This window comes from Amycolatopsis thermophila (assembly GCF_030814215.1).
Classification (GTDB): Bacteria; Actinomycetota; Actinomycetes; order Mycobacteriales; family Pseudonocardiaceae; genus Amycolatopsis_E; species Amycolatopsis_E thermophila.
This window is the reverse complement of sequence record NZ_JAUSUT010000001.1, coordinates 3,516,140-3,540,956: the sequence shown is the minus strand read 5'-3', so window position 1 is coordinate 3,540,956 and position 24,817 is coordinate 3,516,140. Positions and strand designations below refer to the sequence as shown.

The window sequence follows — 24,817 nt, the reverse complement described above, 5'->3', positions numbered from 1 at the left end:
GGATCACCCGGGAAGGAGTGTGCGATGAGGAGGTCGGCCGGCGCCTTCGATGAACTCGCGCGGCTCCTGCGCGACCACGCGGACAAGCTGGCGGACGAAACAGTCGCCGAGATCGTCGAGAAGGTGCCGACCTACTCGGCGGTCGCCCCGGCGTCACTGCGCCGGTCGCTGGGGCAGCACATCGAGACCGCGGCGGGCTCGTTGATCGCCGGGAAGGTGCCCGAGCGCGTGCAGGACGTCTCGGTGGCCGCCGAACGGGCCCGCTCCGGGATCCCGATCGAACACGTCCTGCTCGCCATCCGGTTGTCCTTCCAGGCGCTGCGGGAATTCGTGATCGGAGCGGCGACAGAACGGGGAATCGAACCCGGGATACAACTGGAGGGCGTCCGGATCCTGTGGGAGGTGAACGACCTCGTCAGCCGCGAGTACGCGGTGGCGCACCGCGACGAGGACCTCGACATGGCGCGCACGGCCGAGACCCGGCGCGTCGAGTTCGTGCGCCGCCTGCTCCGGGACGGCGTGAACACGCCCGACATGGGACTGCACGCCGCTTCGTTCGGGCTCGTCGCGACGGCCCGCTATCGCGCGTTCCGCGCCCGGCCGACGGCGGGGGAACCGTCCGGGCAGCTGCTGCAGCAGATCTTGAACTGGGGCAACGCGCACCGGCTCGCACCGTTCGGCGCGGTCGTGGAAGGCGACGCGGTCGGCATCTTCACCGGGGAAGACCTGCCCGGCGAGGGACCGACGGCCGGGATCGGGCCGGCGGTGGAACTGAACCAGATCCACGAGTCCTACCGCGTGGCGGGCCAGATGATCGAGGTCGGCCTCGAATTCGGCCGCACGGGCCCGCAAACCCTGGAAAACCTCTCACTGCACGTCGCGGTCGCGTCCGAGCACAGCGTCGGCGACCACCTCGTCGAGCGGATCCTCGGGCCGGTGCTGGCGCAGGGCGACTTCGGGCACGAACTCGTGGCCTCCCTCGACGCCTTCCTCGCCGCCGGCCTGAACACCGCGACGGCGGCGAAGGCGCTCGTGGTGCACCCCAACACGTTGCGGTACCGGATCAACCAGGTCAAGCAGCTGTCGGGCCTGACTCTGGATTCGGCCCAGGAGATCAGCGAGGTGTGGTGGGCGCTCCGGCGGCACGAGTGGTCATCGCGCACCAAGGCGGGCATCCGGCAGGGGTAGTCACGAGCGGCCGTCAACAACTGCCGAACTCCGCCGGAACCGTGTGGGTTGATCTCGCATCCGAGAGGTATGCCTTCTTTACCCGATTACGAACCCCTCCCGCACGGTGGCTTCGAAATCGTGCCGGCCTCCTTGGCCCGAGCCGCGACGGGCTTCGGCGAAGCGTCCGACGCGTGGAGCGCCGCGCACGACGTGCTCGCCGCCTGCACCCTGACCGCGGACGCCTTCGGCGCGCTCGCCCAGCAGCGACCACTGCTGGCCGACGCGGTCCAGGCCTACAACGAGGCCGTCGCCGATACGCGTCTCACGTTCGCCCACAGCGCGACCGTGCTCGCCGAGTCCGAGCTGACCTTGAAGCAGATCGACGGGCACGGCGAGCTGGTGGCCGTGCGGCTGGCACCGGGCACGTTGCGCACCTCCCGCCACCCGCACCTGCTGGGCGGGGAGATCGTGCAGGCTGTCGCCGCGGCGCGCGCGGCCGCCGCGGAGCACCAGCAGCGCCTCCTCGCCGGCCTGCTGCCCGGGGGTGCACCGTGGACGATCTGATCGCGGAGGCGGACGCGCGTGTCCGGGACGCGTTCCGCGCCCACGCGGAACGGGCGCGGGCCGCGATCAGCCGGCCGATCGCGGGCGGCTTCGGCGATGTGCTCGTGAGCGGGACCGGGGTGTTGCTGGACGTGCGGCTGGACCCGGCCCGGTTGCGCGCCGTGCCGGAGGACCGGCTGGCGCAGGCCGTCACCGAGGCGATCCGCCTGGCCGAGCGGACCGCCGCCGGTGAAGTGGCGCCCCCGCCGGCCGCCACGTCACCCGCTCGCCCGCGACGCCCGCGCGCCGGCCCGGACGAACCCGAGGAACTGTTCACCGGGCTGGCCGACGAGCACCGGCGACGGGCTCAACGCGAGCGGACGGCGAGCTGCCCGCACTGCGGAGGCGTGCTGCCGAAGGCGCTTTGAGCGGAGCTGCCGCTGGTGCGCAACCCACGCTCACCCTCGGTCGGTGATCAGCTCCTTCAACGGCGTTGCCGGGTCGGCTGCCGCCTCCGGGGCGATGGTCTGTCCCTTGGCCAGCGCACGCTTGGCAGCCAGGAAGTCCTTCGGCCGGTTCACCGCCTCGGCGGCGATCAGTGCGCCGTCGCGGTAGTAGAGCACCGTCGGCTCGCTCGTGCCGCGCACCACGTACTGGTCGTACCCGTCCGAGATGCCGGCGATCTGCACCTTCAGGTCGCGCTGGTCCGACCAGAACCACGGCACGGGTGGCCGGGGCGGCTCGATCCCGGCGAGGGCGGCGGCCGCCGCCCTCGCCTGGTCGTTGGCGTTCTGCACCGACTCGACGCCGATCAGCTCGCCCGGCAGGTGCGGGTGGGGCTGCACGGTGCAGTCCCCGACCGCCCACACCCGGGGATGGCTGGTCCGGCAGGCCGCGTCGACGACGATGCCGCGCCGGACCTCCAGCCCGAGCTTCTCGGCCAGCGTGGTCTCGGGCACCGCCCCGATCCCCACCAGCACCAGATCGGCGGGCAGCTCCCGCCCGCCGGCGAGGCGAACGCCCTGGACGCGCTGCCCGTCCCCGACGATCTCGCGCACGTCGGCGCCGAACTCGAACTCCACGCCCCACTCGCGATGACGCTCGGCCAGGAACGCCGGCAGCGGGTCCGCGCTCACCCGGCTCAACACGCGGTCCTCGCGTTCGACGATGGTGACGGCCAGACCGCGCGTGCTGGCGAGCGCGGCGGCTTCCAGGCCGATGTACCCGCCGCCGACGATCACGACCCGGCGGGCCGTGATCAGCCGCTCGCGCAGGCGTTCCGCGTCGTCGAGCCCGCGCAGCGCGCACACCCCGTCGAGGTCACGACCGTCGACCGGGAGCGGGCGTGACCGCGCACCGGTCGCCAGGACCAGCTGGTCGAACTCGACGGTGTCCCCGCCCTCGCACATCGCCGATCCGCCGCCCGAGCCGTCGACCTCGACGTCCGTGACCCGCCGGCCGGTGCGCACCTCGATGCCGGCGTCCCGGAAGAACTCCGGGGTGCGCAGCACCAGGTCCGCGTGGCCGGCCGTCCCGTCGAGGAACGCCTTGGACAGGGGCGGCCGCTGGTAGGGCGGGTGCGGTTCGTCACCGCAGAGCACGATCGGGCGGTCGTCACCGAGCTCGCGCAACGTCGTCGCGACCCGGACACCGGCCTCCCCGGTTCCGACGACGAGCACACCCGCTCGCGAAGCACGCCCGCTCATCACTGCTCCGGCGCCACGGTCACTTCGACACCGTCCAGTTCGTCGGTCATCGCGATCTGGCAGGACAGCCGGCTGTTGGCCGTGCGCTCGGCGACCGCCTCGTCGAGCATTTCGTCCTCGAACTCACCCACGTCGCCGGCGAGGGGCAGGTAGTCGTCGGCGACGTAGACGTGGCAGGTCGCGCAGGCCATGGCGCCTCCGCATTCGGCCACGATCCCGGGGACTCCCGAACGGGTCGCCGTCTCCATGATCGACGCGCCGGGACGCGCGTCGACGACCCGCTGGGAACCGTCCGGACAGTTGAAGACGATCTTGGGCATGACCAGCTCTCCTCGGTCGAGGCTCAGAACACTTCGAAGTACTCGCGGTGCTCCCAGTCGGTCACCCCGTTGACGTAGGTGTCCGTGTCGGGGTTGTCGGCAACCCACGCTTCGTACCGGGAGATCTCGCAGCGCTTCATCGTCACCAGGTAGTCGATGAAGGTGCCGCCGAACTGCTTGCGGAAGAACTCGTCCGACTGCAGGACGTCGACCGCCTCGGCGAGCGTGGTCGGCAGGTGCGGCACCTCGGCCGCGTACGGGTCCTCGCTCAGCGGTCCCGGCGAGGTCTCGTTGAGGATGCCGTCCAACCCGGCCGCGGCCTGGGACGCGATGTAGAGGTACGGGTTCGCGGCGGCCTCGCCGACGCGGTTCTCCACGTGGGAGGCCTTGTCCCCGGGCGAACTGATCACGCGCATCATGGCGGCGCGGTTGTCGTAGGCCCACGTGAGCCGGTCCGGCGCCAGCGAGTACGGACGACGCCGGCGGTAGCCGTTGACCGTGGGGGTGGTGAACACCGACGCGGGCGCCCCGTGCGCCAGCTGACCGCCCACGTAGTGCCGGCCCAGCGGGGACAGCGCCTCGTTCGGGCCCGGCACCATCAGGTTCTCGCCGGTCGTGGAGTCGGCGATCGAGGTGTGCAGGTGCCATCCGCTGGCGTAGAACCCGTCGATCGCCGGGGTGCACATGAACGAGGCGAGGAATCCCCGGCGCTTCGAGATCTGCTTGACCGCCATCTTGAACAGGGACGCCGCGTCGGCGGCCGCCATCCCCTCGAGGACGTCGAAGGTCGTCTCGACCTGGCTCGGGGCCCACTCGTCGTCGAACGACCGCAGCGGAAGTCCCATCGCCACCAGCGCTTCGCGGATCGGGATCAGGGCGTCGTCGATCTCGTCGAGGTGGTCGAGCAGCAGGTAGTTGTAGCCGCGGGCGACCGGCGCCACGTGCGGCGGGTCCGCCGGGGTGCCGGGCGCTCCGAGCGAGCAGTTCCCGAGCCGGTCGTCCACGATCCGGGTCAGGTACCACTCGATCTCGATCCCGGACACCAGGGTGTAGTTGTGCTCGGCCAGCCTGGTCAGTGCGTCGCGCAGGATGGTGCGGGGCGCGAGCGGGAACGGCCTCCCGTTGGTCATGTACAGATCCGTGAACACGAGCGCGGTCTTGGGCGCCCAGGGCAGGATCGTGAAGGTTCCCGGGTCGGGCACCATGACGACGTTCGGGCTGCCGCCCAGCCCCTCGATCTCGAAGCCGCCGTCGGCGCTGAAGGGGTTGAGCACGATCGCGTTCGCCGGGTCGAAGAAGAACGGCGCCATCGTGATCTCGTTGCCGGATTCGAGCGCGCCGAAGTAGGCCGAAGCCGTCAGGGCCTTCCCGCGCAGCAGACCGTGCTGATCCGGCCACGCGAGGCGGATCACCTCGATCCCGTGTTGTTCGACCAGGGAACGGGAACGCGCGGCCGCCTCGGCTTGTTCGGGGGTGTACAGCCCGTGTCGTTCGATGAATTTGGCGCTGCTCGGCATTGATGTCTCCTTTGGCATCAGTCGCGGATCAACAGGTGGGGAAGCCGGTCGAACCACCGGTTCAGCAGGGTTCGTGAGTCGGTGGCACCCTCGGCGAAGTACCGTTCGGCGTCGCGCCGCATGGGCGCCACGTCCACACCGAACTTCTCGAGCTTGGGGCCTTCGACGGCGAGGAGGCCGTTGACGCCACGCATCGTGATCTCGGGGTGGAACTGCACCGCGAACGCCGATCCGATCGACCAGGCCTGCAGGTAGCGGTCGGACCTGGCGAGGATTTCGGCGCCCGCGGGCGGGATCGCGGAGTCGGAGTGGAACGAGAAGAACTCGCCGGCGATCTCGGTCGTGGCTCCCTCAGCCGGCTTCACCGTGATCATGCCTGCTTCCAGACCGGCTTTCCCGGGCTCGGCGGAACCGCCCAGGGCGCGCGCGAGCAACTGGGAGCCGAGGCAGATCGCGAGCACGGGAACCTCGTCGCCGACGGCGGCGGCGAGGTAGCGCTGCTCCTCCCGCAGGTAGGGATGATCGTCGTAGGCGCTCTGCGGACCGCCCATGGCCACCACCGCCCCGACCCGTCCGAGGTCGGGCAGTTCGTCGCCGCGGTAGGGCCGGACGAGGTGGAGCGGGTAGTCGCGTTCCCGGGCGATCTCCTCGACCAGCCCCACGTCGGCGCGGTCGACGTGGGTGATCACCGCGATCGGTTTCATGGTTGTGGCCTCGGTTCGATCGTCGTGCTCCACGGGTTCCAGTGGTCGATCCGGGCGAGTGCGCCCATCACGGCCGTGGCCTTGCCGCGATCGACCGCGACCCAGCTCTCGTCGGGTGCGACGCCGTACGGGGCGAAGTCCCAGAAGGACAGGTGCTTGACCTGTTCGACGAGTGGCGCGACGCTCGCCAGGTCGCGCTCCAGCCGCGCGGCCCGACGGCGGAGGAGGGCGTTCTCCTGGCGAAGCGCCTCGAGTTCGGTCGCATCCTCTCGCGACTGCCGCGTCACCGCGTTGTCGTCGGCGGTCATTCAGAACACCAGCGTCAGGTTCTCGTGGAGCTGGTCGGAGTCGAGCAGGTTCACCTGCTTGAGCTTGATCCGCCAGCCATCGCCGGACGGCACCAGGACGTGCCCGTACCACCCGGGGTAGGTCTTGGTGACACCGGCGCGGAACTCGTGCACGACGAAGTTGGAGCGCACCAGCCGGTCCCCGGTCGACGGATCGACCGTGGTCTCCACGTTGCCGATCACCCGCCTCGTCCGGGAAGCCGGGATCTGGCAGAAGGCCAGCCCGGTCCGCAACCAGTACACGCGGTCGGTGAGCCGCCGCCGGTCGTCGAACGCGTGCGACACCTCCACGGTCGGGTCACCGCCGCCGGGGGTCACCGGGACCCAGTAGAGGCAGTCGTCGGTGAACAGGTCGAGCCAGTCGTTGAAGCGGCCTTCGTCGACCAGCCGCGCTTCGCCGGTGAGAAACGCGCTCGCCCGCACGAGCTCGTCCGTGTCCGACTCCGGCCAGTCCTCCCGGAGCAGGTCCGACTGGCGGCGCAGCTCCCGGTAGTAGTCGTTGTCGATGTGGTAGGACCACGACGACGTGTCGGCGAACTGCGGGGGGATGTGCGGGCTCATCGCGGTGCACCCTCCGTCATCAGGTCCAGCCAGGTGGCGTAGTACTGCCGCATGTGCAGCTCGTCGGTCGCCCTGCTGGACACCACACCGTCGGGACCGACCTCCTGCCACCCGGGCACGTCCAGTCCGCGGTTCGCGAACACCCATTCCACTTCGGGCGCCGCCAGTCCGCGCTGGACCTCTTCGAAGTTCGCCTGGTCGTCGGGCTCGCCGAAGGCGGGGAAGTCCTCCTGGGTGCGCATCCTGATGGTGTTGATCTCCGGCGGTACCCCGCCGATCGCGGTGGCGTGCCAGCTCAGCTGCGTGCTGTCGACCGCGAGCGGTTCCACGACCTGGATCTGGTTCCCGATGATGAGCAGGTTCGGGAAGATGCTGAGGTTGATCTGGGATCCCACGCACAGATCCAGGAGGCGATCCGCGTCGTCGCCGTAGGTCGCCCGGATGTGTTCCTCGACCCGTTCGCGGCCCGGCTGCGGCCGCTGGTTGGCCCAGAAGCTCCCCGGCCCGTCGTAGTTGGGCCGCTGGTCGATCACGCTGTGCCCGTTGCCCAGCATGTAGGTCCGCATCGGACCGTCGTCCGGGGACCGTCCGAAGTAGGCCATGTCCTTGCTCTCGCCCATGCGGGAGGCCATTTCCAGCAGCGACCGGTGCGAGAACGCCGGGTGGTAGCCGTCGCCCGCGTTGTCGTAGGCGAGCTTCCAGTTGCCCCGGTAGCCCATGCGGTGCACACCGCTGCGGACGAAGACCTCCCCGCCGGGGGCGCGGTCGATCCAGTAGTCGAGCCAGCCGGTCGCCGGCCCGAGCCAGTCGGTCAGGCTCGGCGCCGACGCGTTGAGCGTGCCGAAGACGAACCCGCGGTAGGACTCGACGCGGGACACCTTGTGCAGGCCGAACTCGCCGCGGTCGAAGTTCTCGCCGTAGCCCTGCGGCCACGGCGTTCCGACCAGCTCGCCGGTGTTGCGGAACGTCCACCCGTGGTAGGGGCACTGGAAGCTCTTGGCGACGCCGCTCTGTTCACGGCACAGCGTCGCTCCGCGATGACTGCAGCGGTTGAACACCGCGTGCACCGCGCCCGCGCGGTCCCGGGTCACGATCACCGGCCGCAGTCCCATTCGGACGGACAGGAACGAGTTCGGCTCGGGTAGTTGCGACTCGTGCGCCAGGTAGACCCACGACCGTCCGCCGAAGACCTTCACCATCTCCTCGGCGAAGATCTCCGGATCGGTGTAGAGGGTCCGGTGGACCCGGTCCTCGCGGACGAGGGCGTGGAGGTCGGAACGGATCGCGCGGGGCACGGCCACCGCATCGTGTTGGAGGGTCATGCATACCTCCGGCCGGGGACAGCGAAGAGCGTGTTCGCACGCTCGGAGCACTATCGTCGGCTGCGGCCGTTGCGGAGTAAAGGCAAGGATTTTGACATTTCGCGACCCCGCTGCGCGGACTCAACTCCGAGCGGACGGCTCGATTCCGCACAGGTCGCCGGCCAGCTCGAGGTGACGCTGCATGGCCTCGTGGGCCAGGGCCGGGTCGCCGTCCACGACCGCCTGCCGGACGTCGTCGATGTGGGCGAGCACCGCCGTCGGATCGAATTCGTCGATGTCCACACCGCAATCCTGGAACGCGATGATGGTGGAACTGACAAAGGACACGATCAGGGGATTGTGCGAACACTCGGCCAGCCTGCGGTGGAACGCGAGGTCGTAGCGGAGGGCGGCCTGCCGCGTCCACGAGCGCATCTCACCGGTGGGGCGCAGTCGCTCGAGGTCCGCCAGAGCGTCGAGATCCTCCGGAGAACGCCGTTGTGCCGCCATCCGCGCCGACAGCAGCTCGAGTTCGAACCGGACCTCGACGATGTCGCGGTAACCCATCCGCTCGGTGCCGATCGCCAGGGTCATGTACTGCCCCATCCCGAGCGCGAAGTGCTCCATCGACAGGTCGGACACGCAGTGACCGCCGTTGCGACCGCGCGTCGCGATGATCACCCTGGCCTGCTTCAGCGAGCGCAGGGCCTCGCGCACGGTCGGCCGGCTCACCCCGAAGTTCTCGGCCATCTCCTCTTCCGAGGGAAGCCGGGCACCCGGCAGGAGGGTCCCGTCCAGGATGGCTTCCTTGATCGCGGTGGCGACCTGTTGCGGAGCCGTTTGGACCTTCTTGAACAGCCGAGCGTCCACCTTGCCCATGAGCACTCCCGACCGGCGGGTGCCGAAAGCCCGGTGAACCGACGGCAGCTCACCGCTGTGCACACGCCGTCGGCAGTATACGGTCACCGCCGCAGGAGGCGGTCGGCCAGCGACTCCACGTACGCGGGGTGAGCGGGCCGGCCCCGGTCACGTCGCGGCCCGGGCGCCCGGTCTTGACTACCGTTCAAACCCAGTCGCCGACTCCTCGGCCGCGACCTTCCGCCGCTGGTGAGCATCCACAACGGACCCAGAAGGTCAGCGTCGTGCTGATCTCGCAGAGCGGCGAGGGCGATGCGGACCGCGCTGTCGACCTGGCCGGTCACCTGCCAACCGCTTCACGGTCGTCCCCTACGACCGGCGCGGCCTGTCCGGCAGCACCCCCGGCGACCCGGTGGCTCCCGTGTCGGTCCGCGCTCCCGGTGGCGTGACGTGCCCGGGTGCGGCTCCCGCGTCGGCCCGGCTCCCCCGGCGGCAGCCGAGTCGCCCTAGCTTCGCGGCAGGCTCTCCCACAGGCCCAGGACGTTGCCCTCCGTGTCGGTGAAGTACGCGTAGAACCCCATGTTCGGGATTTCCGTGCGGCCCACCAGCTTGGACCCGCCGAGGCGTTCGATCTTGTCCAGCGCCGCGTCGATGCTCGTCACGTCGATCGTCAGCACCGGGCTCTTCGGGGCGGCGTCGGCGCGCGCGAACATGCCGCCGTTGATGAAGCCGGGCTCGGACGGCATCCCCTGCTCGGTGGCCGGGCCGGTGGACGCGACGGTGTAGTTCATCTCCGGCATTTCCGAGACGTCCCAGCCGAACGCCTCGCGGTAGAAGCCGCGGGCCCGCTCGCCGTCGTCGAACGGGATTTCGAAGTGCACGATCCTGCCGGTCATGTCCGCCTCCTGCCGTCGGTCGATCCCGCGACAGTAGGCGCGCCCGCGGACGACGAACAGAGGGCTTTGGTCCCGTCGTGGCGGGCGCTGCTAGGGCGTTCCGGACGAATCTCCCGTCAGCGCGGTGACCAGGTCGGCCAGCCCGTCGAACCGCGCGTCGAACGTGTCGGCGGGGGCTGGTGGGTCGCCGACCGGGCGGTGGACGTAGGCGGTGCGCATGCCGGCCGCCTGGGCGCCCCGCAGGTCCCACGCGTGGGCGGCGACCATGAGCACACGCTCGGGCGGGCAGCCGGCGGTGTCGATGGCGTGCCGGTACACCTCGGGCGCCGGCTTGTAGGCCCGGACGGTTTCGCAGGACAGGGCCTGGTGCCAGCGCAGACCCGCGTGGGCGTTGAGGCGCAGCAGCGCGGTGCGGCCGGCGTTGGACAACGCCAGCACGGGAAACCGCCGGGAAAGCCGCTCGAGACCGGCGACGGAGTCGCTCCACGGGGGCAGGCGCTGCCCCGCGGTGGCGAGCCGGGCGATGGCCGCCGGGTCCGTGAGCCCCGCCCGCTCCGCCACCTGGTGCGCGGCCTCGGCGTCGATGACCTCGGTGTTGGCGTAGGCGCGATGCCCGTCCACGATGCGTTGCTGCTCCCGCTCGACGTGCTGCTGCCACCGGGTGAGCAGGTCGTCGGCCGGTGCGTCGCGGGGCACCGCCTCGTCGATCGCGGCCCGCAGCCCGCCGGGTTCGTCGACCAGGGTGCCGAGCACATCGAAGACGACGACCTCGATCTCGGGGATCCCGTTCATGATCTCCGACCGTACCGCGTCCCGGCCGGCCCGGCACGGGCCGGAATCCGGACTCCATAGTGGACGCGCTCGGCCCGGACCTCAGCCGAGCAGTTCGGGCACCAGCCGTTGCGCGACAGCCCTCAGCGCGGGGATCGCGCCGGCCGGGACGGAGCGGTGCGGCCAGCGCACCCGCGTGCCGACCGGAGCCCACCCGCCGATCGCGGCGAGCGTCTTGTCCAGTGCGGGGTCGGCGGCGCCGAGCGGGACGATGTGCCCGGCGATGAACTCGCGCAGCCGTCGTTCGAGGTCGAGTGCCGCGCTCGGGTCGGTGCGCATCTGCTCCCACCAGCGGACGGCGCCCGCCGGGCTCAGGCACGCGACGTTCGAGTAGGACCCCGCCGCGCCGTCCGGGCGGGCCGAGGCGAGCGTGTGGCCGGCGACGAACACCGCGAGCCGTCCGGCGACGCGCCGCGCGACGTCGATGCCGGGCACCTTCACGCCGATCAGCTCCGGCACCTCGCCGGCCAGCCGCTCCAGCAGGTCCGGCCCCACCTGGGTCTTCGCGTACGGCGGGTGGTACAGCACGAGCGGAACTCCGTCCGCCGCGTCGGCCAGCCCGCGCAGGGCCGCCACCGCCTCGTCGGGCCCGAGCGGGAGCCAGTCGGGCAGGACGACCTGGATCGCACCGGGCCGCAGGGCGGCGGCGCGGCGCACGCGCTCACGCGACAGCTGCCCGCTCGGGTGACTCGCGCCGAGCTGGAACGGCACCCCGGCCGCGCTCGCCCGCGCGGCGACCAGCTCGTGCAGCCGGTCGTACTCCGCGTCGGTGAGCGTGAAGAACTCCCCGGCGGTGCCGTTGGTGTACACGCCGTGCACACCCGAACCCAGCAGCGCGTCCACCGCCTCCCCCAGGCGGGCGAAGTCGATGCTGTCGTCGTCGTTCACCGGCAGCAGGACGCTGCCCCACACACCGGTGAGGGTGTCGGCGCGGAGAGGTTGCACGAGGCTCCTTCCGGGACTACCGTGCCTTGACGTAGGACATCCTACGTCCATCATCACGGAAGGTCCAGTCCATGGCAACGCCGCCGCCCACCACCCCGGGGTCGTTCCGGCAGCTGTCCGGAGCCCAGCGCAGGGCGTTCTTCGCCGCCTGGCTCGGCTACCTGCTCGACGGCTTCGACTTCATCCTGATCACGCTGATCCTCACCGAGATCGCCGACGAGTTCGACCTGAGCCTCACCAAGGCCGCGACGCTGGTGTCCGCGGCCTTCGTGTCCCGCTGGCTGGGCGGGCTCGTGCTCGGCGCCGTCGGCGACCGGTACGGCCGCAAACCGGCGATGATCGTCGCGATCGTGGCGTTCTCGGTCGGCAGCGGGCTGTGCGGCTTCGCGTGGGGTTACTGGTCGCTGTTCGTCTTCCGCGCGCTGGTGGGCATCGGCATGGCGGGCGAGTACGGGTCGAGCGCCACCTACGTCATGGAGTCGTGGCCGAAGTCGATGCGCAACCGCGCCACCGGCTTCCTGCTGTCGGCCTACCCCATCGGCACGGTCGTCGCCGCGCTCGCCTACGAGGTCATCGTGCCCGCGGGCGGCTGGCGCTGGCTGTTCTACGTGGGCATCGTCCCGGTCGCGCTCACCCTGTACCTGCGCCGGTCGCTGCCCGAGGCCGCCGAATGGGAGGCCGAGGTCGCCGGCAAGGACGACGTGACCACCTCGTCGGTGCTGTTCGCGCCGCGGCGCCGCCTGCCGAACGCGGTGCTGGCCGCGGTGGTGTCCGCCGCGCTCGTGCTGATCTTCACCGGCCTGGCGCACGGCGCGGCGCCGTACCTCGTCGCGGTGACCGTGCTCGGCCTCGCCGGGTTCGCGATGCAGCTCGCCGGGCGGCTCTGGCCGGTGATGATCGCGGTGATGCTGACGGTGTTCTGCGCCTTCCTCTACTCCTGGCCGATCCAGTCGCTGCTGCCCAGCTACCTCAAGTCCGAGCTGGGTTTCAGCCCGGGCCAGGTGTCGAACGCGCTGACCTGGGCCGGGCTCGGCTACGCGGCGGGCACGTGCCTGGCCGGCGTCATCGGCGACAAGCTCGGCACGCGGCCCACCTACGTCCTCGGGTTGTTCGTGTCGCTGGCGTTCGTGTTCCCCGTGTTCGCCCTGCCGTCGGACAACGTGGTGCTGCTGTGGGTGCTGCTGTTCGCCATGCAGGCCACCAGTCAGGGCATCTCCGGACTGCTGCCGAAGTACGTCGGCGACCACTTCCCGACGCGGCTGCGCGCCGCCGGGCTCGGGTTCACCTACAACGTCGGCGCGCTCGGCGGCGCGGTCGCACCGTTGGCCGGCGCCGCGATCGCCGCGGACATCGGCAGCCTCGGGACCGCGCTCATGGTCCTCGCCGGGTCGCTCACCGTCGTCGTCGCGCTCGTGATCGGCCTCGACGTGCCCGCGCGCATCGGCCGCGCCCTCAAGATCGACTCCGACGCGCCCGCGCTGGCGCCGCACGAAAGGAAAGCCGTCAGTGGTTTCTGACACCACCTTCGACCCGCACGGTGTCGTCCCCCCGCTCGTCACGCCGCTGGACGAACACGGCGAAGTGGACCGCCGCTCGCTCGAACGGCTGCTGGCGTTCCAGCTCGACGCCGGTGTGGACGGCGTGTTCGTCGGCGGCTCCAGCGGTGAAATCGCGCTGCTGGACACCGAGCAGCGGCGGGCCGTTCTGGAGGTCACGGTCGGCACCGTCGCCGGGGCCGTGCCGGTGCTCGCGGGCGCCGTCGACACCGGCACCAGGCGGGTCGTCGAGCACGCGCGGCAGGCCGCGGCACTCGGCGCGGACGCCGTCGTGGTGACCGCCCCGTTCTACGTCGAACCCCATCCCGCCGAGGTGGTCACCCACTTCCGGCGGGTGCACGCGGCGGTCGACGTGCCGGTGGTCGCCTACGACATCCCGTCCGCCGTGCGGACCCGGCTGACGCCCGACATCGTCACCGAACTGGCCGAGTCCAAGGCGATCGTCGCGCTCAAGGACTCCAGCGGCGACCTCGCGACGTTCCGGGAAGTGCTGCGGCGCACCGATCTGCCCGCCCTGACCGGCTCCGAGGTGCTGGCGGACACCGCGATGTCGCTGGGTGCCGCCGGTCTCGTGCCCGGGCTCGGCAACGTGGACCCGCACGGGTACGTGCGCCTGTACCGGGCGGCCCGCGACGGCGATTTCGCCGCGGCGAAGGCGGAACAGGACCGGCTGGCCGCGCTGTTCCGGATCACCACCGTCGCGGACCTGCGCCGGATCGGCTTCACCGCGGGCGCGCTGGGCTCGTTCAAGGCGGCGCTGGCCTGGCGCGGGGTCATCGACCACCCGGCGACGAACGCGCCGCTGCACCCGCTGGACGACGCGGAACTGTCCGTGATCGAAACGATCCTGACCGAGGCGGGGCTGGGCCGGGTACGCGATCACTGACGCCGGTGTCCTGCGCTCGCCGGCCTAGCGCCGCGCGCGGAACACCGCGTCGTGGATGGTCATGGGGTTCCCGTCGGGGCCGGTGACCGTGCGAGGCCGGACCTCGTCGACCTCGACGGTCCACCCCGGGGGCAGCCAGGTCGCGATCTCCGCCGCCGGGACGAACCGGTCCGCCAGGTGCTCGCGGTGGGTCCCGTCGCGCAGATCGTGCTGCACGAGGAGCAGGCGGCCGCCCGGCTCGACGGCCCCGGCGAGCCGCGTGGTCATCGCGCGCAGTTCGGCGTGGCGCAGGTGCAGGAACTGCGCCGAGATCAGGTCGAAGCGCCGGTCGCCCGGATCCCAGTTCCGCACGTCGGCCCGCACCCAGTCGATCCGGTCCGCCACCCCGGCCTGTGCCGCGTGCTCGGCCCCGCGTCGCAGAGCCGTGCCGGCGTGATCCAGGGCCGTGACCCGCCAGCCCTGCTCGGCGAGCCAGCAGCTGTCGGCGCCCTCACCGGCTCCGACGTCCAGTGCGTGTCCCGGCCGGAGGTCCGCCACCTCCGCGACGAGCTGCGCGTTCGGACGTCCACTCCAGACGGACGTCTGCGAGCGGTACCGGTCCTCCCAGAACTCCGCGCCGTACTCCTCAGATCCCATGACGCCGGTCTCCCATCACGAGCTCGCCGACCGCACGTTCACCCGCGAACGGCCCGGCCCGGTGGGCCGCCACCGCCCGCCCGGTGTCCTCGGCGACGAGGTCGGCGTTGATCGCCGCGCCGGCCGTCATCCCGCCGGCCGCGGACACGATCACCTGTGCGCTGACGTTGGCGACGTTCCCGGCGACCCACACGCCCGGCACCGCGGTGGCGCCGGCCGGGTCCGCCGCGACGAACGTGCCCATGACGTGCCCCTGCAGGACCTGCTCGGTCACCTCCAGCCCGAGACCGGTGAGCAGCCCGGCCCGCGCGGTGAACCGCGGCGCGACGACGACGGCCTGCCGCGGCACGACCTCGCCGGAGCGCATCCGCACCCCGGTCAGCCGGTCACCGGTGACCTCCACGGCGGCGACCTCGCCCTCGACCACGCGGATCCCGCGGGCGGCCAGCTCCTCGCGCTGCTCGCCGGTCAACTCGGGCGCGCGGTGCCGGAACAGCGTCACGTCTTCGCTCAGCTGCCGCCACAACAGGCTGGCGTGCACGGCCATCGGGTTCCCGCCGACGACGCCGATCGCCTGGTCGCGCACCTCCCAGCCGTGGCAGTACGGGCAGTGCAACACGTCCCGCCCGAACCGCTCGGCGACGCCCTCGATGTCGGGCAGCTCGTCGGCCAGCCCGGTCGTGACGAGCAGGCGGCGCGCGCGGACGATCTGCCGGCCGTCCAGCGTCAGCGCGAACCCGTCGCCGGTCCGGACGGCCGTCGTCACGGTCCCCCGGACGATCTCACCCCCGTACGCGGTCACCTCGTCGCGCCCGATCGCGACCAGCTCGGCCGGCGGCGTGCCCTCCCGGGCCAGGTAGTTGTGCACGTGCCCGGCGCGCGCGTTGCGCGGCTCCCCCGCGTCGACGACCAGCACCGACCGGCGCGCCCGCGCCAGCGCCAGCGCGCCGGCGAGCCCGGCCGCACCGCCACCCACCACGACGACATCGTAGGTCTCGTTCACCCTGTCTTCCCTCCGCTCGGAGTCCCGCAGCCGACTATCCGCGCGTGCGGGACAAAGTGACAAGAAGATTTGCGGAGATGGCAAAACCGCCGCATGCCGGCTTGAACCGCCCGTCAGCGGGGTAAACAGCGGCCACCAGCGAGGAGAGGGTGCGGGTTGGACCAGACACCGACGTTCGGCGTCGAGGAGGAGTTCCTGCTCGTCGACGAGCGTGGCCGGCTGTCGGACCGCGGGCCGGAGGTCGTCGACGCGGTCGAGCGGCCCGAGGGCGACGTGCAGCGCGAGCTCGCGCGCAGCCAGGTCGAGCTCGCCACGTCGGTGTGCCACGGCGCCGCGGAACTCGCCGACCAGCTCGCCCACTTCCGCAGCCGGCTCGCCGGCGAAGCGGCGAAACGGCGTCTGCGGCTGGTCGCCACCGGCACGCCGCTGCTGGCCGAGGAGCACCCGCCGGCGATCACCCCCACTCCGCGCTACCGGCGCATGGGCGAGCACTTCGGCCTGATCGCGCGCACCGGCACGACCTGCGGGTGCCACGTCCACGTGCGGATCCCGGACCGGAGCACCGGCGTGCGGGTGAGCAACCACGTCCGGCCGTGGCTGCCGGTGCTCCTCGCGCTGACCGCGAACTCGCCGATCGACAGCGGGGAGGACACCCGCTACAGCAGCTGGCGGCACGTCCTGTGGTCGCGGTGGCCGTCCGCGGGCCCGCCGCCGCTGTTCGCCTCGCTCGACGAGTACGAGTCCCGCGTGGCGGCGATGCTCGAATCGGGGGCGATGCTCGACCGCGGCATGATCTACTGGGACATCCGGCTCTCGGAGAAGCGGCCGACGCTGGAGTTCCGGATCAGCGACGTCGCCGCGACCGCGCGGGAGGCGGCCCTGCTGGCGGTCCTGACCCGCGGGCTGGTCCTCACCGGACTGTCCGAACTGGAATACCCGCCGCCACCGGTGCCGGGTGAGGTGCTGCGGGCCAACCTGTGGCGCGCCGCCCGCGACGGACTGGACGGTTCGGCGCTGCACCCGGAGACCGGCCGCCTGACCCCGGCCCCGGCCCTGGTCACGCAACTCGTTGAACGGGTCCGCCACGCACTCGCCGAAACCGGCGACCTCGGCTTCGTCACGGAGTCGCTGGCCTGGGTGCGCGAGAACGGCAACGGTGCCCAGCGTCAGCGGCGCGCCTACGCGCGGACCGGGTCGCTGACCGACGTGGTGGACCTGCTCAGCCTGCGCTGACCGCCTGCTTCAGCTGCGCGAGGGTGTCCGGGTTCGCGAGCGCCGAACCGACCGCGACCCCGCGGCAGCCCGCGTCGAGGAATTCCCTGGCGTTGGTGGCGTCGACGCCACCGGTCGCGACGAAGCGGACGGACGGGAACGGCGCGAGCTGCGCGGTGATCCAGCCCGCGCCGAGCTGCTTGGCGGGAAACGCTTTCAGCCAGGTGCATCCCTGCGCGAGCGCCGAGGCGATCTCGGTCGCGGTCGCCACACCGGGCAGGTGCGGCAGGCCGAGGCGCCGCGACTCCGCCACCACGTCCGGGTGCAGTCCCGGTGCGACGGTGAACTCCGCGCCGATCTCCCGCACCGCGACGAGCTGGTCCACTGTGGTCACCGTTCCGGCGCCGACGCTCTTGCCGTGCTCGGCCGCCGCCTCGACCGCGGCGCGCAGCGACGGCATCGCGTCCGGGGTCTGCACCGGGATCTCGACCAGCTCCACACCGAACTCCCAGGCGCGGGAGCACATGTCCACGGTCTCCTGTGGATCGAGCCCGCGGAAGATGCCCAGGACCGGGCTGCGGTCGAGGTGCGCGGCGAAGAAGTCAGCGGCGTCCACGGTCGTCTCCTCCCCAGCCCAGTGCCCGGGAGACCCGGTGGGCGGCGGTCCGGTACTCGTCGAGGTGCGCGCGCAGCTCGTCCAGCGGCGCGACGGTCTTCAGCGCGGTGACGGACAGGCTGTGCGTCACCTGGCCGCGGGCGTCGAACACCGGCAGCGCCACGCAGTTCAGGTAGTCCTCGTGCTCGCCGTCGTCCTCCGCCCAGCCGCGTTCGCGCACGCGGTCCAGCTCGGCCTCCAGCGCGTCGCGGCTGGTGATCGTGGTGGGGGTGAACCGTTGGAAGTCGCATGTGGACAGCCAGCGCGACCGGTCGGGGCGGTGTGCGAGGATGGCTTTCGCGACGCCGGCGGTGTGGGTGATGGCGGGCAGGCCGATGCGCGAGCCCATCGCGACGCTGCCCCGGCCGTCGATCTTGTCGACGTAGACGACCCGGTCGCCGGCCAGCTCGGCGAAGTGGACGGTGTGCCCGGACTGCTCGCTCAGCTCCTGCAGGACCGGACGGGCGAGCGCGCGGGCTTCGACCTGGTCCAGCGCGAGCTGCCCGTACGCGATCAGCTGGAACCCCATCGCGTAGCGGTTGTCCGGGACGCGCCGCACGAACCCGCCGTCCTCGAGGGTCTGCAGGATCCGCAGCGCGGTCGACTTGTGAACGCCGAGGTGGTCGGCGATCTCGCCGAGAGTGCGGTGCCGCCGGGACACGAACGCGACGATGTCGATGGCGCGGGCGACGGTCTGGGACATCAGCCGAGCTCCGCGACGATCTCGGCGGCCGGGGGGAGCTCGGCGAAGTCCGAGGGTGATTCGAGGACGCGCGCGGCGGCGTAGTGGCCGAGGCGCAGGCGGGCCGGTTCGTCGCGGCCGTCGAGGAAACCGCTCAGCCACCCCGCGGCGAACGCGTCCCCGGCGCCGACGGCGTCCACGACCGTGACCTTCGTGGACGGTTCACGGTGGACACCGGTGGGCGTGAAGGCGACGGCTTCGATGGCCGCGTCCTTGACGATGAGGTACTGCGGGCGGTCGATCAGGCCGCGCACGTCCTCGGCGGTCGCGGTGCCCCACAGGGTTTCGGCCTCGTCGCGGCCGACGAACACGATGTCGGCGTCCTGGGCGAGCTCGAGGAGGACCTCGGGGGCGTCGCCGGACCAGAGCTGGGCGCGGTGGTTGACGTCGAAGCTGACCAGGCCCGGGCGGCGCACGAGCGCGCGGGCGGCCTCGCGGGCCTGCGCGGACAGGGCCGCGGTGATACCGGAAACGTGCACGAGCCGCGGCGCGTGGGCAGTCCACTCGCCGACATCGGTGGTGGTGATGGCGGAGGCGGCGGAGCCGGCGCGGTAGTAGTAGACGCGGGTGCCGTCCGGGGTGGGATCCTTGAAGTAGACCGCGGTCGGGCGGCGCTCGTCGCGGCGGACGAGGGACACGTCGACGCCGTGGCGTTCCAGGTCGCGGACGATGAGGTCGCCCAGGGGATCCGTCCCGAGCGCCGACGCCCACGCGGCGTGGTGCCCGAGCCGCGCGAGCAGCGCGGCGACGTTCGACTCGGCCCCGCCCGGCCGGAGCAGGAAGCGGCCGTCCGTGCCGAGGCGGCCACCGGCCTCCGGCGTGACCATCACCATGGTCTCCCCGACGGTCAGCACGTCCACGCCCGCCTCCGTTGCATATGTTGCAATGATGTTGCCTGTATTGCAATATAGCAGGGGCTGTGTGTCCGGCGTTGGGCCGCCGCGCACCCCGGAGGGATCGGCTGGCGAACCGCCCTCGCCTGGTCAGGAGTGGCGCGCGTAGCGCCCCGGCGGCTCGCCCACCGCAGCGGTGAACTCGCGCGTCAGGTGCGCCTGGTCGGCGTACCCCAGGTCGGCCGCGAGCGCGGCCCAGTCGACCGACTCCGCGCGCGCTGCGCGTTCGGCCGCGTCGTAGAGCCGGTAGCGCCTCAGCACCCACTTCGGGCTCACGCCGACGTGTTCGTGGAACGCCCGCTGCAACCCGCGCACACTCATCCCGGCGCGGGCGGCCAGGTCCTCGACCCGCCGGAGGTCGCGGTCCGCCGCCGCGCGCTCCGCCAGCTCGGTGGCCTCCTCCGACGGCACCCGACCGGCCGGGACCACGTCCGCGAGCGCCTCGTCGACCATCGCGGCGATCCCGGCGCCCTCGACGCCCTCCGCGAGCGCCGAGATCACGGCGGTTTCCACCGGGACCAGCGCCGCGATCGACTCGGCCAGCGGAGTGACTCGGTCGGTGATCGTGGCGACCGGCCGGCCCAGGAACGGCCGGAACCCGCCCGGGCGGAACATCACCCCCAGCGCCCGCCCCCGCCCGGACAACCGCCGCGTGAAGCGTTCCGTCTGGACGCCGTGCACCAGGCCGCCCGCCGCTTCGAATACCACGTTCACCACCGGGTGCACGAGGACGTGCTGCTCGTACGGCTCCGCCAGGTCCCAGGACACCAGCCAGTACCGGTCCACGAACCGGCCCACCGCGGGCGACGGCGGGAACCGGGTCAGGTCGAACCGCCGCAGGCCGGCCCGCGGGTGCAGGATCCCGCGACTGTCCCGCTCGACCGGCTCCACCACACCTCCGAGCTTAGAGACACGACGCGGCGTCAGTGGTTGTCGAGGTCGTCGACGATCAGCGTGGTGCGCGTGCCGCCCACCGCCAGCCGGCAACGCCAGGCGAGGCGCGACCTCCCCGCACCCTCCAGACACCCGGCGACGCGAGGCGAGGTGCGACGTCACCAGACCTCCCCCGCCCCCGATCCCCAGCCCGCCTTTGGTCGCCGACCAGGCGTGTCAAGGTACTCTTTCCCGCCTTGACACGCCTGCTCGGCGACCGAAAACACTCCACCCGGAGGGGGCGGGGGAGGTCGGCACCCAAGGCGACCGTTCGGCGCCGTAGGCGCCCCTGGCCGAAGGTCAGGAAAAAGATCAAAAGATGTCCTCGCCGGACGGGCAGGCTCCGGGATGACCGGGGAGCGTTGTCGGCTCGCCTTGGGTGGGTGGTCGCTGGGTGGTCATCCCGTCGCCTGATCGAGGCCTATCACTGTGAGCCAGGCCCGCACGCTTTGGTCTCTCGGCCGCCGGACCCGGCGCAGGGTGCGGGCCTGGCTCACAGTGATGTGACGGCCTCAGGCGACGGGATGACCACCCAGCTCACTTTTGGGCAGGGCTGGCGGCTCAGGACTTCCAGGCTCGCCTCAGGCGGACGGTGCTGCCGGTCTCCCCGGGGCTGATGTCGACCTCCGACATCAACGCTCGCATCAGGTCGCGGCCCCGGCCGCGGATTCCGGGGTCCGCGGGTGGCGGCCGCCAGCTTCCGTCGTCGGTGATGGTGATTTCCAGGCCTTCGTCGTCGGCCGTGGCGGTGAGCTTCAGGCGGCCGTCGTCGCGGTCGGGGTACGCGTGCTCGATCGAGTTCGTGCACGCCTCGTCCACCGCGAGGATCACGTCGGCCGCCGGGTCGTCGTCCACGTTCGTCTCCGCCAGCCAGCGCCGCAGCTCCCGCCGCATCTCGACCAGGCTCCCCGGCTTCGCGGGCAGCTCCAGGCGCAACGGGCCGGGCGGGTGCACGTACACGAGCACGGCCACGTCGTCGTTGTGGCCCTCCGCCGGAAGCAGCTTGCCGAGCAGGTGCTCGGTGATCTCGCCGGGACGACGGCTCGCCACCTCGCGCAGCGTCACCCGCGCGTTCTCGATCGCCTCGTCGATCGGCTGGCCGTGACGCTCCACCAGACCATCGGTGTAGAGGAGCAGCACCGACCCCGGCCGCAGCGGCACCGTCGCCCGCGGACGGTCCCGCTTCCGCCGCACCGCCAGCGGCACGGCCAACGCCTGGTCGAGCAACTCGTCGGTCCCGTCGGCGTGGCTGAGCACCGCCGAGGGATGCCCGGCGCTGGAATACGTCACGAGACCGGCGACCGGATCGACCACCGCGCAGAACACGGTCGTGCACAAAGCGCCGGGGATCTGCCGTGCGAACCCGTCGAGCTGGTCCAGCGCCCGCGCCGGATCACCGTAACTCAACAACAACGCGCTGCAGGCGCTGCGCAACTGCCCCATGACCGACGCGGCGGCCAGCCCGCGCCCGACGCAATCCCCGACGACCACCGCGATCCGGCCGTCCGGCAACCGCGCCACGTCGTACCAATCGCCGCCCACCTCCAGCGGCCGCACCGCCGGCTCGTACCGGACGGCGAACCCGCTGGGCAGGTCCGTGGGACCGAGGATGGCGTGCTGCAGCGTCAACGCGACCGCGCGGGCCTGGTCGTAGCTGCGCGCCCGGCCCAGCGCCTGCGCGAGCTGCGCCACGAGCATGCCGAACAGCGCCCGGTCCTCACCACCCAGCGGCCGGTTCTCACGTTCGGCCCACACCACCGAGTCGTCACCGCCCAGCGTGGCACCCAGCTCGAAACCCGTGCTGGACGACCAGATCTGCCCCGGCCGCTGCGTCCGCGCCACGTCGAGCCGTTCGTACAGCCGCGGGTCCAGCTCGTCGAAGGAACCGGTCGCCGGATCACCGGCGACGAGCCCTTCGGTCTCCACGCTCGGCCAGATCGCGGCCACCACGCGCGTGGCATCGAGGATGGCCCGCAGCGCGGCGACCCCCGCGTGCAGCACCTCGGACACGTCGGTCGCCGCGGCGAGGTCGGCGGCGAACGCGGCCAGCACCGATTCCCGGTCGGCCGTCTTCTTCTCCACCGTCACATCGCGGAGGGTGCCCACCAGCCAGCTGTCTTCCACGCGGGTGACGGTGAGCGCGACCCAGGCCTGGCCGCCGTCCGGCCGTTCGATGACGAGCGACGCCTCCTGGCCGTCCCCGAGGTGCGCCGCAACGCCCTCGACCGGGACGCCGGCCGCCCCGGCCCCGAGCCACGGGTACGGCCAGGTCATCGGCAGGTCGTCCGCGCCGTACCCGGTGATCGCCGTGAACGCCGCGTTCACCTCGACGATCGCACCGCCGCTGTCGGCGACGAACACGCCTTCCCGCAACGATTCCACCATCGCCCGGCGGAACTCCGACTCGCTGCGGCGCAACGCGGCGAGCGCCAGGTTCGCCCGCACGCGCGCCAGCAACTCGACCCCGGAGAACGGCTTCGGCAGGTAGTCGTCGGCGCCCGCCTCCAGGCCCGACACCGCGGCCTCGACGCCCGCCCGCGCCGACAGGAACAGGACCGGGACCGACTTCGTCGCCGGTTCCGCGCGCAGCGCTCGCAGCAGGCCGATCCCGTCCAGGCGCGGCATCATCACGTCGGACAGCACGAGATCCGGCCGGTGCCGTCGCGCCAGCTCCAGCCCCTCCACGCCGTCCGCCGCCGTGAAGACACGCCCGATCGGGCGCAGCAGCCGCGCGATGAACCGGCTCAGGTCGGTGTTGTCCTCGACCACCAGCAAGGTGGGACCGTTCTCCGGCGCCGGCTCCGGCTCGGTCACGCCGTCGACGCGCCACTGCAACGCCTCGTCGCGGTAGACCGCGGCGGTGGACAGCGTGAAGCCGCTGGTGCCGGGCGGGGGCACCGACGCCAACGGCAGCCGCACGGTGAACGTGCTGCCGGCACCCTCGACGGATTCGACCTCGACGGAACCGTCGTGCAGCCGCACCAGTTCCCGCACCAGCGCGAGCCCGATCCCGGCGCCCTCGTGCGAGCGGCCGTCGCGGCCGCGCGCGCGGTGGAAGCGCTGGAACAGCTTCGGCAGCTCGTCGGCCGCGATACCGGCTCCGGTGTCGGTGACGACCAGTTCCGCCCGTTCGTCCCGCTCGCGCAGCCGGATCGCCACGCCGCCTTCCCGCGTGTACTTGAGCCCGTTGGACAGCAGGTTGAGGACGATCTTCTCCCACATGTCCGGATCCACCGCCACCGCGCGGGACAGCGGCGGGCAGTCGACGTCGAACCGCAGGCCGGCGCGGCGCACGGCCGGGGCGAAACTCTCGGCGATCTCAGTGGTGAGCGCGGCGAGATCGTGCGGCGCGGCGTCCGGCTGCAGCCGCCCGGCCTCGAGCTTCGCGAAGTCGAGCAGGTCGTTGACCAGCCGCCGCAACCGTCCCGCGTTGCGGTGCACCAGTTCCAGCCGTTCGCGCTGACCGGGCGGGAGCGGCTCTTCGGTGTCGGCGAGCGCGTCCTCGGCGGGGCCGGCGATCAGCGTCAGCGGCGTCCGGAACTCGTGGCTGACGTTGGCGAAGAACTCGCTCTTGGCGCGGTCCAGTTCGGCCAGCGCCTCCGACCGGCGCCGCTCGCTTTCGTAGGCGAGCGCGTCGGTGACGACGCTGGACACCTGGCGGGCGACGAGTTCCAGGAACGCCCGGTAGTCGGAGTCGAGCGCCTGGTAGGCCGACACGCCGAGCACCAGTGCGCCGGCCGGCTCGGGCCGCCCGGCCGCGACCAACGGCAGCACCGCGGCTTCGTCCGGCGCCGCTGTCCCGACCACCACCGGCTGCACGAAGTCCGGACCGAACCGCGAGCGCAGCCCGGAACAGACGCGGGTTTCCCCGTCCCACAACGGCCACACCGGATCCCCGCCGCGCTCGAGCACGGCGGGCGCCGCGCGTTCCCCCGGGCCGACACCGTAGGACGCGGCCAGTGACGCCTTCCGGTCGTCGAACAGGTACGCCAGCGCGAACGGCAGATCGGCACCGTGCCGGCTTAGCGCGGCGACCGCGGACCGCGCGGCGTGCGCGACCGACGCGGCGGCGGACACCTCGCCGAGATCACTGAGGACCGCCAGCCGCCGCTGCCGGATCACGTGGACCGTCGTGTCCTGCACCGCCACCAGGATGCCCAGGACGTCGCCCGCCTCGGAGCTGATGGGGCTGTAGGAGAAGGTCCAGTAGGTCTCCTCCAGGTAGTTGTGCCGGTCCAGGAAGAGCAACTGGTTCTCGGAGTAGGTCGCGCCCCGGCCCGCCATCACGTGCCGCGCGAGGGGGCCGAGTTCGGCCCACGCCTCCGCCCAGCACTCCGACGCCGGGCGCCCGAGGTACCGCGGGTGCTTCTCGCCCATCGCCGGCCGGTAGGCGTCGTTGTAGAACGACGTCAGTTCCGGGCCCCACCACACCAGCATGGGGAACCGGGACGACAGCGCCAGCCGCAAGGCGGTGTGCAGTTCGTCGGGCCAGGTCCCGATCGGACCGAGGGGGCTCGCCGACCAGTCCCGGCCGGCGATCATCGCGCCCATCTCCCCCAGGGTGTCCAAAGAGGATCCTCGTGTGGGTTGAACCATCGACCT

The 24,817-nt window shown here is 72.0% G+C and carries 24 protein-coding genes; 6 read left to right on the top strand and 18 right to left on the bottom strand.

The window, feature by feature from the left end:
* Positions 1-24 precede the first annotated feature (24 nt).
* The 3 genes from FB470_RS17445 (at position 25) to FB470_RS17435 (ending at position 2,141) form a co-directional block, all read left to right on the top strand.
* Positions 25-1,188: a PucR family transcriptional regulator gene (locus tag FB470_RS17445; protein WP_306992854.1), complete on the top strand. Its 1,164-nt coding sequence runs from the start codon at positions 25-27 to the stop codon at positions 1,186-1,188.
* Between the two features lie 120 nt (positions 1,189-1,308).
* Entirely contained in the window at positions 1,309-1,734 is a 426-nt protein-coding gene (locus FB470_RS17440) for a hypothetical protein (protein ID WP_306992852.1), read from the top strand.
* Positions 1,722-2,141 (top strand): YbaB/EbfC family nucleoid-associated protein, encoded by a 420-nt coding sequence (locus tag FB470_RS17435; RefSeq protein WP_306992851.1) that lies wholly within the window; start codon positions 1,722-1,724, stop codon positions 2,139-2,141. The genes FB470_RS17440 and FB470_RS17435 overlap by 13 nt, the downstream gene beginning before the upstream one ends.
* Positions 2,142-2,171: 30 nt before the next feature.
* On the opposite strand, the gene FB470_RS17430 is transcribed toward FB470_RS17435, so the two are convergent.
* From FB470_RS17430 to FB470_RS17380, 11 genes are all read right to left on the bottom strand, one after another.
* Positions 2,172-3,419 (bottom strand): NAD(P)/FAD-dependent oxidoreductase, encoded by a 1,248-nt coding sequence (locus tag FB470_RS17430; protein ID WP_306992850.1) that lies wholly within the window; start codon positions 3,417-3,419, stop codon positions 2,172-2,174.
* Positions 3,419-3,739 carry a 2Fe-2S iron-sulfur cluster-binding protein gene (locus FB470_RS17425; RefSeq protein ID WP_306992848.1) on the bottom strand — a complete coding sequence of 107 codons (321 nt, stop codon included), beginning with the start codon at positions 3,737-3,739 and terminating at the stop codon, positions 3,419-3,421. The genes FB470_RS17430 and FB470_RS17425 overlap by 1 nt, the downstream gene beginning before the upstream one ends.
* A gap of 23 nt (positions 3,740-3,762) precedes the next feature.
* A complete protein-coding gene (locus FB470_RS17420; protein WP_306992846.1) occupies positions 3,763-5,256 on the bottom strand; it encodes a glutamine synthetase family protein in 1,494 nt (497 codons plus the stop codon).
* A gap of 17 nt (positions 5,257-5,273) precedes the next feature.
* Positions 5,274-5,960, bottom strand: a complete 687-nt coding sequence (locus FB470_RS17415) for a type 1 glutamine amidotransferase (RefSeq protein WP_306992844.1) — start codon at positions 5,958-5,960, stop codon at positions 5,274-5,276.
* Positions 5,957-6,268: a hypothetical protein gene (locus FB470_RS17410; RefSeq protein ID WP_306992842.1), complete on the bottom strand. Its 312-nt coding sequence runs from the start codon at positions 6,266-6,268 to the stop codon at positions 5,957-5,959. The genes FB470_RS17415 and FB470_RS17410 overlap by 4 nt, the downstream gene beginning before the upstream one ends.
* Positions 6,269-6,868 carry an aromatic-ring-hydroxylating dioxygenase subunit beta gene (locus FB470_RS17405; protein WP_306992840.1) on the bottom strand — a complete coding sequence of 200 codons (600 nt, stop codon included), beginning with the start codon at positions 6,866-6,868 and terminating at the stop codon, positions 6,269-6,271.
* On the bottom strand, positions 6,865-8,190 hold the full coding sequence (locus FB470_RS17400; protein ID WP_306992838.1) for an aromatic ring-hydroxylating oxygenase subunit alpha: 1,326 nt from the start codon (positions 8,188-8,190) through the stop codon (positions 6,865-6,867). Before FB470_RS17400 ends, FB470_RS17405 begins: the two co-directional genes overlap by 4 nt.
* A gap of 120 nt (positions 8,191-8,310) precedes the next feature.
* The gene (locus FB470_RS17395; RefSeq protein WP_306992837.1) at positions 8,311-9,048 is read right to left on the bottom strand and encodes a FadR/GntR family transcriptional regulator; all 738 of its coding nucleotides are present in this window, start codon (positions 9,046-9,048) and stop codon (positions 8,311-8,313) included.
* A gap of 485 nt (positions 9,049-9,533) precedes the next feature.
* Positions 9,534-9,923: a VOC family protein gene (locus FB470_RS17390; protein WP_306992835.1), complete on the bottom strand. Its 390-nt coding sequence runs from the start codon at positions 9,921-9,923 to the stop codon at positions 9,534-9,536.
* A 90-nt stretch (positions 9,924-10,013) separates the two neighbouring features.
* Positions 10,014-10,715 carry a haloacid dehalogenase type II gene (locus FB470_RS17385; protein WP_306992834.1) on the bottom strand — a complete coding sequence of 234 codons (702 nt, stop codon included), beginning with the start codon at positions 10,713-10,715 and terminating at the stop codon, positions 10,014-10,016.
* 81 nt (positions 10,716-10,796) lie between these two features.
* Positions 10,797-11,699, bottom strand: coding sequence for a dihydrodipicolinate synthase family protein (locus FB470_RS17380; RefSeq protein WP_306992832.1), 903 nt, complete (start codon positions 11,697-11,699; stop codon positions 10,797-10,799).
* A 71-nt stretch (positions 11,700-11,770) separates the two neighbouring features.
* On the opposite strand from FB470_RS17380, the gene FB470_RS17375 reads away from it, so the two are divergent.
* Both FB470_RS17375 and FB470_RS17370 read left to right on the top strand, forming a co-directional pair.
* Positions 11,771-13,216, top strand: coding sequence for a sialate:H+ symport family MFS transporter (locus FB470_RS17375; protein WP_306992831.1), 1,446 nt, complete (start codon positions 11,771-11,773; stop codon positions 13,214-13,216).
* On the top strand, positions 13,206-14,141 hold the full coding sequence (locus FB470_RS17370; RefSeq protein WP_306992829.1) for a dihydrodipicolinate synthase family protein: 936 nt from the start codon (positions 13,206-13,208) through the stop codon (positions 14,139-14,141). The genes FB470_RS17375 and FB470_RS17370 overlap by 11 nt, the downstream gene beginning before the upstream one ends.
* 24 nt (positions 14,142-14,165) lie before the next feature.
* Here the strand turns inward: FB470_RS17370 and FB470_RS17365 are convergent, their stop codons facing one another.
* Positions 14,166-14,777, bottom strand: a complete 612-nt coding sequence (locus FB470_RS17365) for an SAM-dependent methyltransferase (protein ID WP_306992827.1) — start codon at positions 14,775-14,777, stop codon at positions 14,166-14,168.
* Complete coding sequence (locus FB470_RS17360; protein ID WP_306992825.1) at positions 14,767-15,780, bottom strand: NAD(P)/FAD-dependent oxidoreductase; 1,014 nt, start codon at positions 15,778-15,780, stop codon at positions 14,767-14,769. The genes FB470_RS17365 and FB470_RS17360 overlap by 11 nt, the downstream gene beginning before the upstream one ends.
* Positions 15,781-15,936: 156 nt before the next feature.
* Between FB470_RS17360 and FB470_RS17355 the strand changes: the two genes are divergently transcribed.
* Positions 15,937-17,013 carry a carboxylate-amine ligase gene (locus tag FB470_RS17355; protein WP_306992823.1) on the top strand — a complete coding sequence of 359 codons (1,077 nt, stop codon included), beginning with the start codon at positions 15,937-15,939 and terminating at the stop codon, positions 17,011-17,013.
* Here the strand turns inward: FB470_RS17355 and FB470_RS17350 are convergent.
* The 5 genes from FB470_RS17350 to FB470_RS17330 form a co-directional block, all read right to left on the bottom strand.
* Positions 17,000-17,608, bottom strand: coding sequence for a bifunctional 4-hydroxy-2-oxoglutarate aldolase/2-dehydro-3-deoxy-phosphogluconate aldolase (locus tag FB470_RS17350; RefSeq protein ID WP_306992821.1), 609 nt, complete (start codon positions 17,606-17,608; stop codon positions 17,000-17,002). The two genes, FB470_RS17355 and FB470_RS17350, sit on opposite strands and share 14 nt — an antisense overlap.
* Entirely contained in the window at positions 17,595-18,350 is a 756-nt protein-coding gene (locus FB470_RS17345) for an IclR family transcriptional regulator (protein WP_306992819.1), read from the bottom strand. The genes FB470_RS17350 and FB470_RS17345 overlap by 14 nt, the downstream gene beginning before the upstream one ends.
* Positions 18,350-19,249, bottom strand: coding sequence for a sugar kinase (locus FB470_RS17340; protein ID WP_306992817.1), 900 nt, complete (start codon positions 19,247-19,249; stop codon positions 18,350-18,352). The genes FB470_RS17345 and FB470_RS17340 overlap by 1 nt, the downstream gene beginning before the upstream one ends.
* A 123-nt stretch (positions 19,250-19,372) precedes the next feature.
* Positions 19,373-20,176 carry a helix-turn-helix domain-containing protein gene (locus tag FB470_RS17335; protein WP_306992815.1) on the bottom strand — a complete coding sequence of 268 codons (804 nt, stop codon included), beginning with the start codon at positions 20,174-20,176 and terminating at the stop codon, positions 19,373-19,375.
* A 600-nt stretch (positions 20,177-20,776) separates the two neighbouring features.
* Entirely contained in the window at positions 20,777-24,784 is a 4,008-nt protein-coding gene (locus FB470_RS17330; protein ID WP_306992813.1) for a SpoIIE family protein phosphatase, read from the bottom strand.
* Positions 24,785-24,817 lie beyond the last annotated feature (33 nt).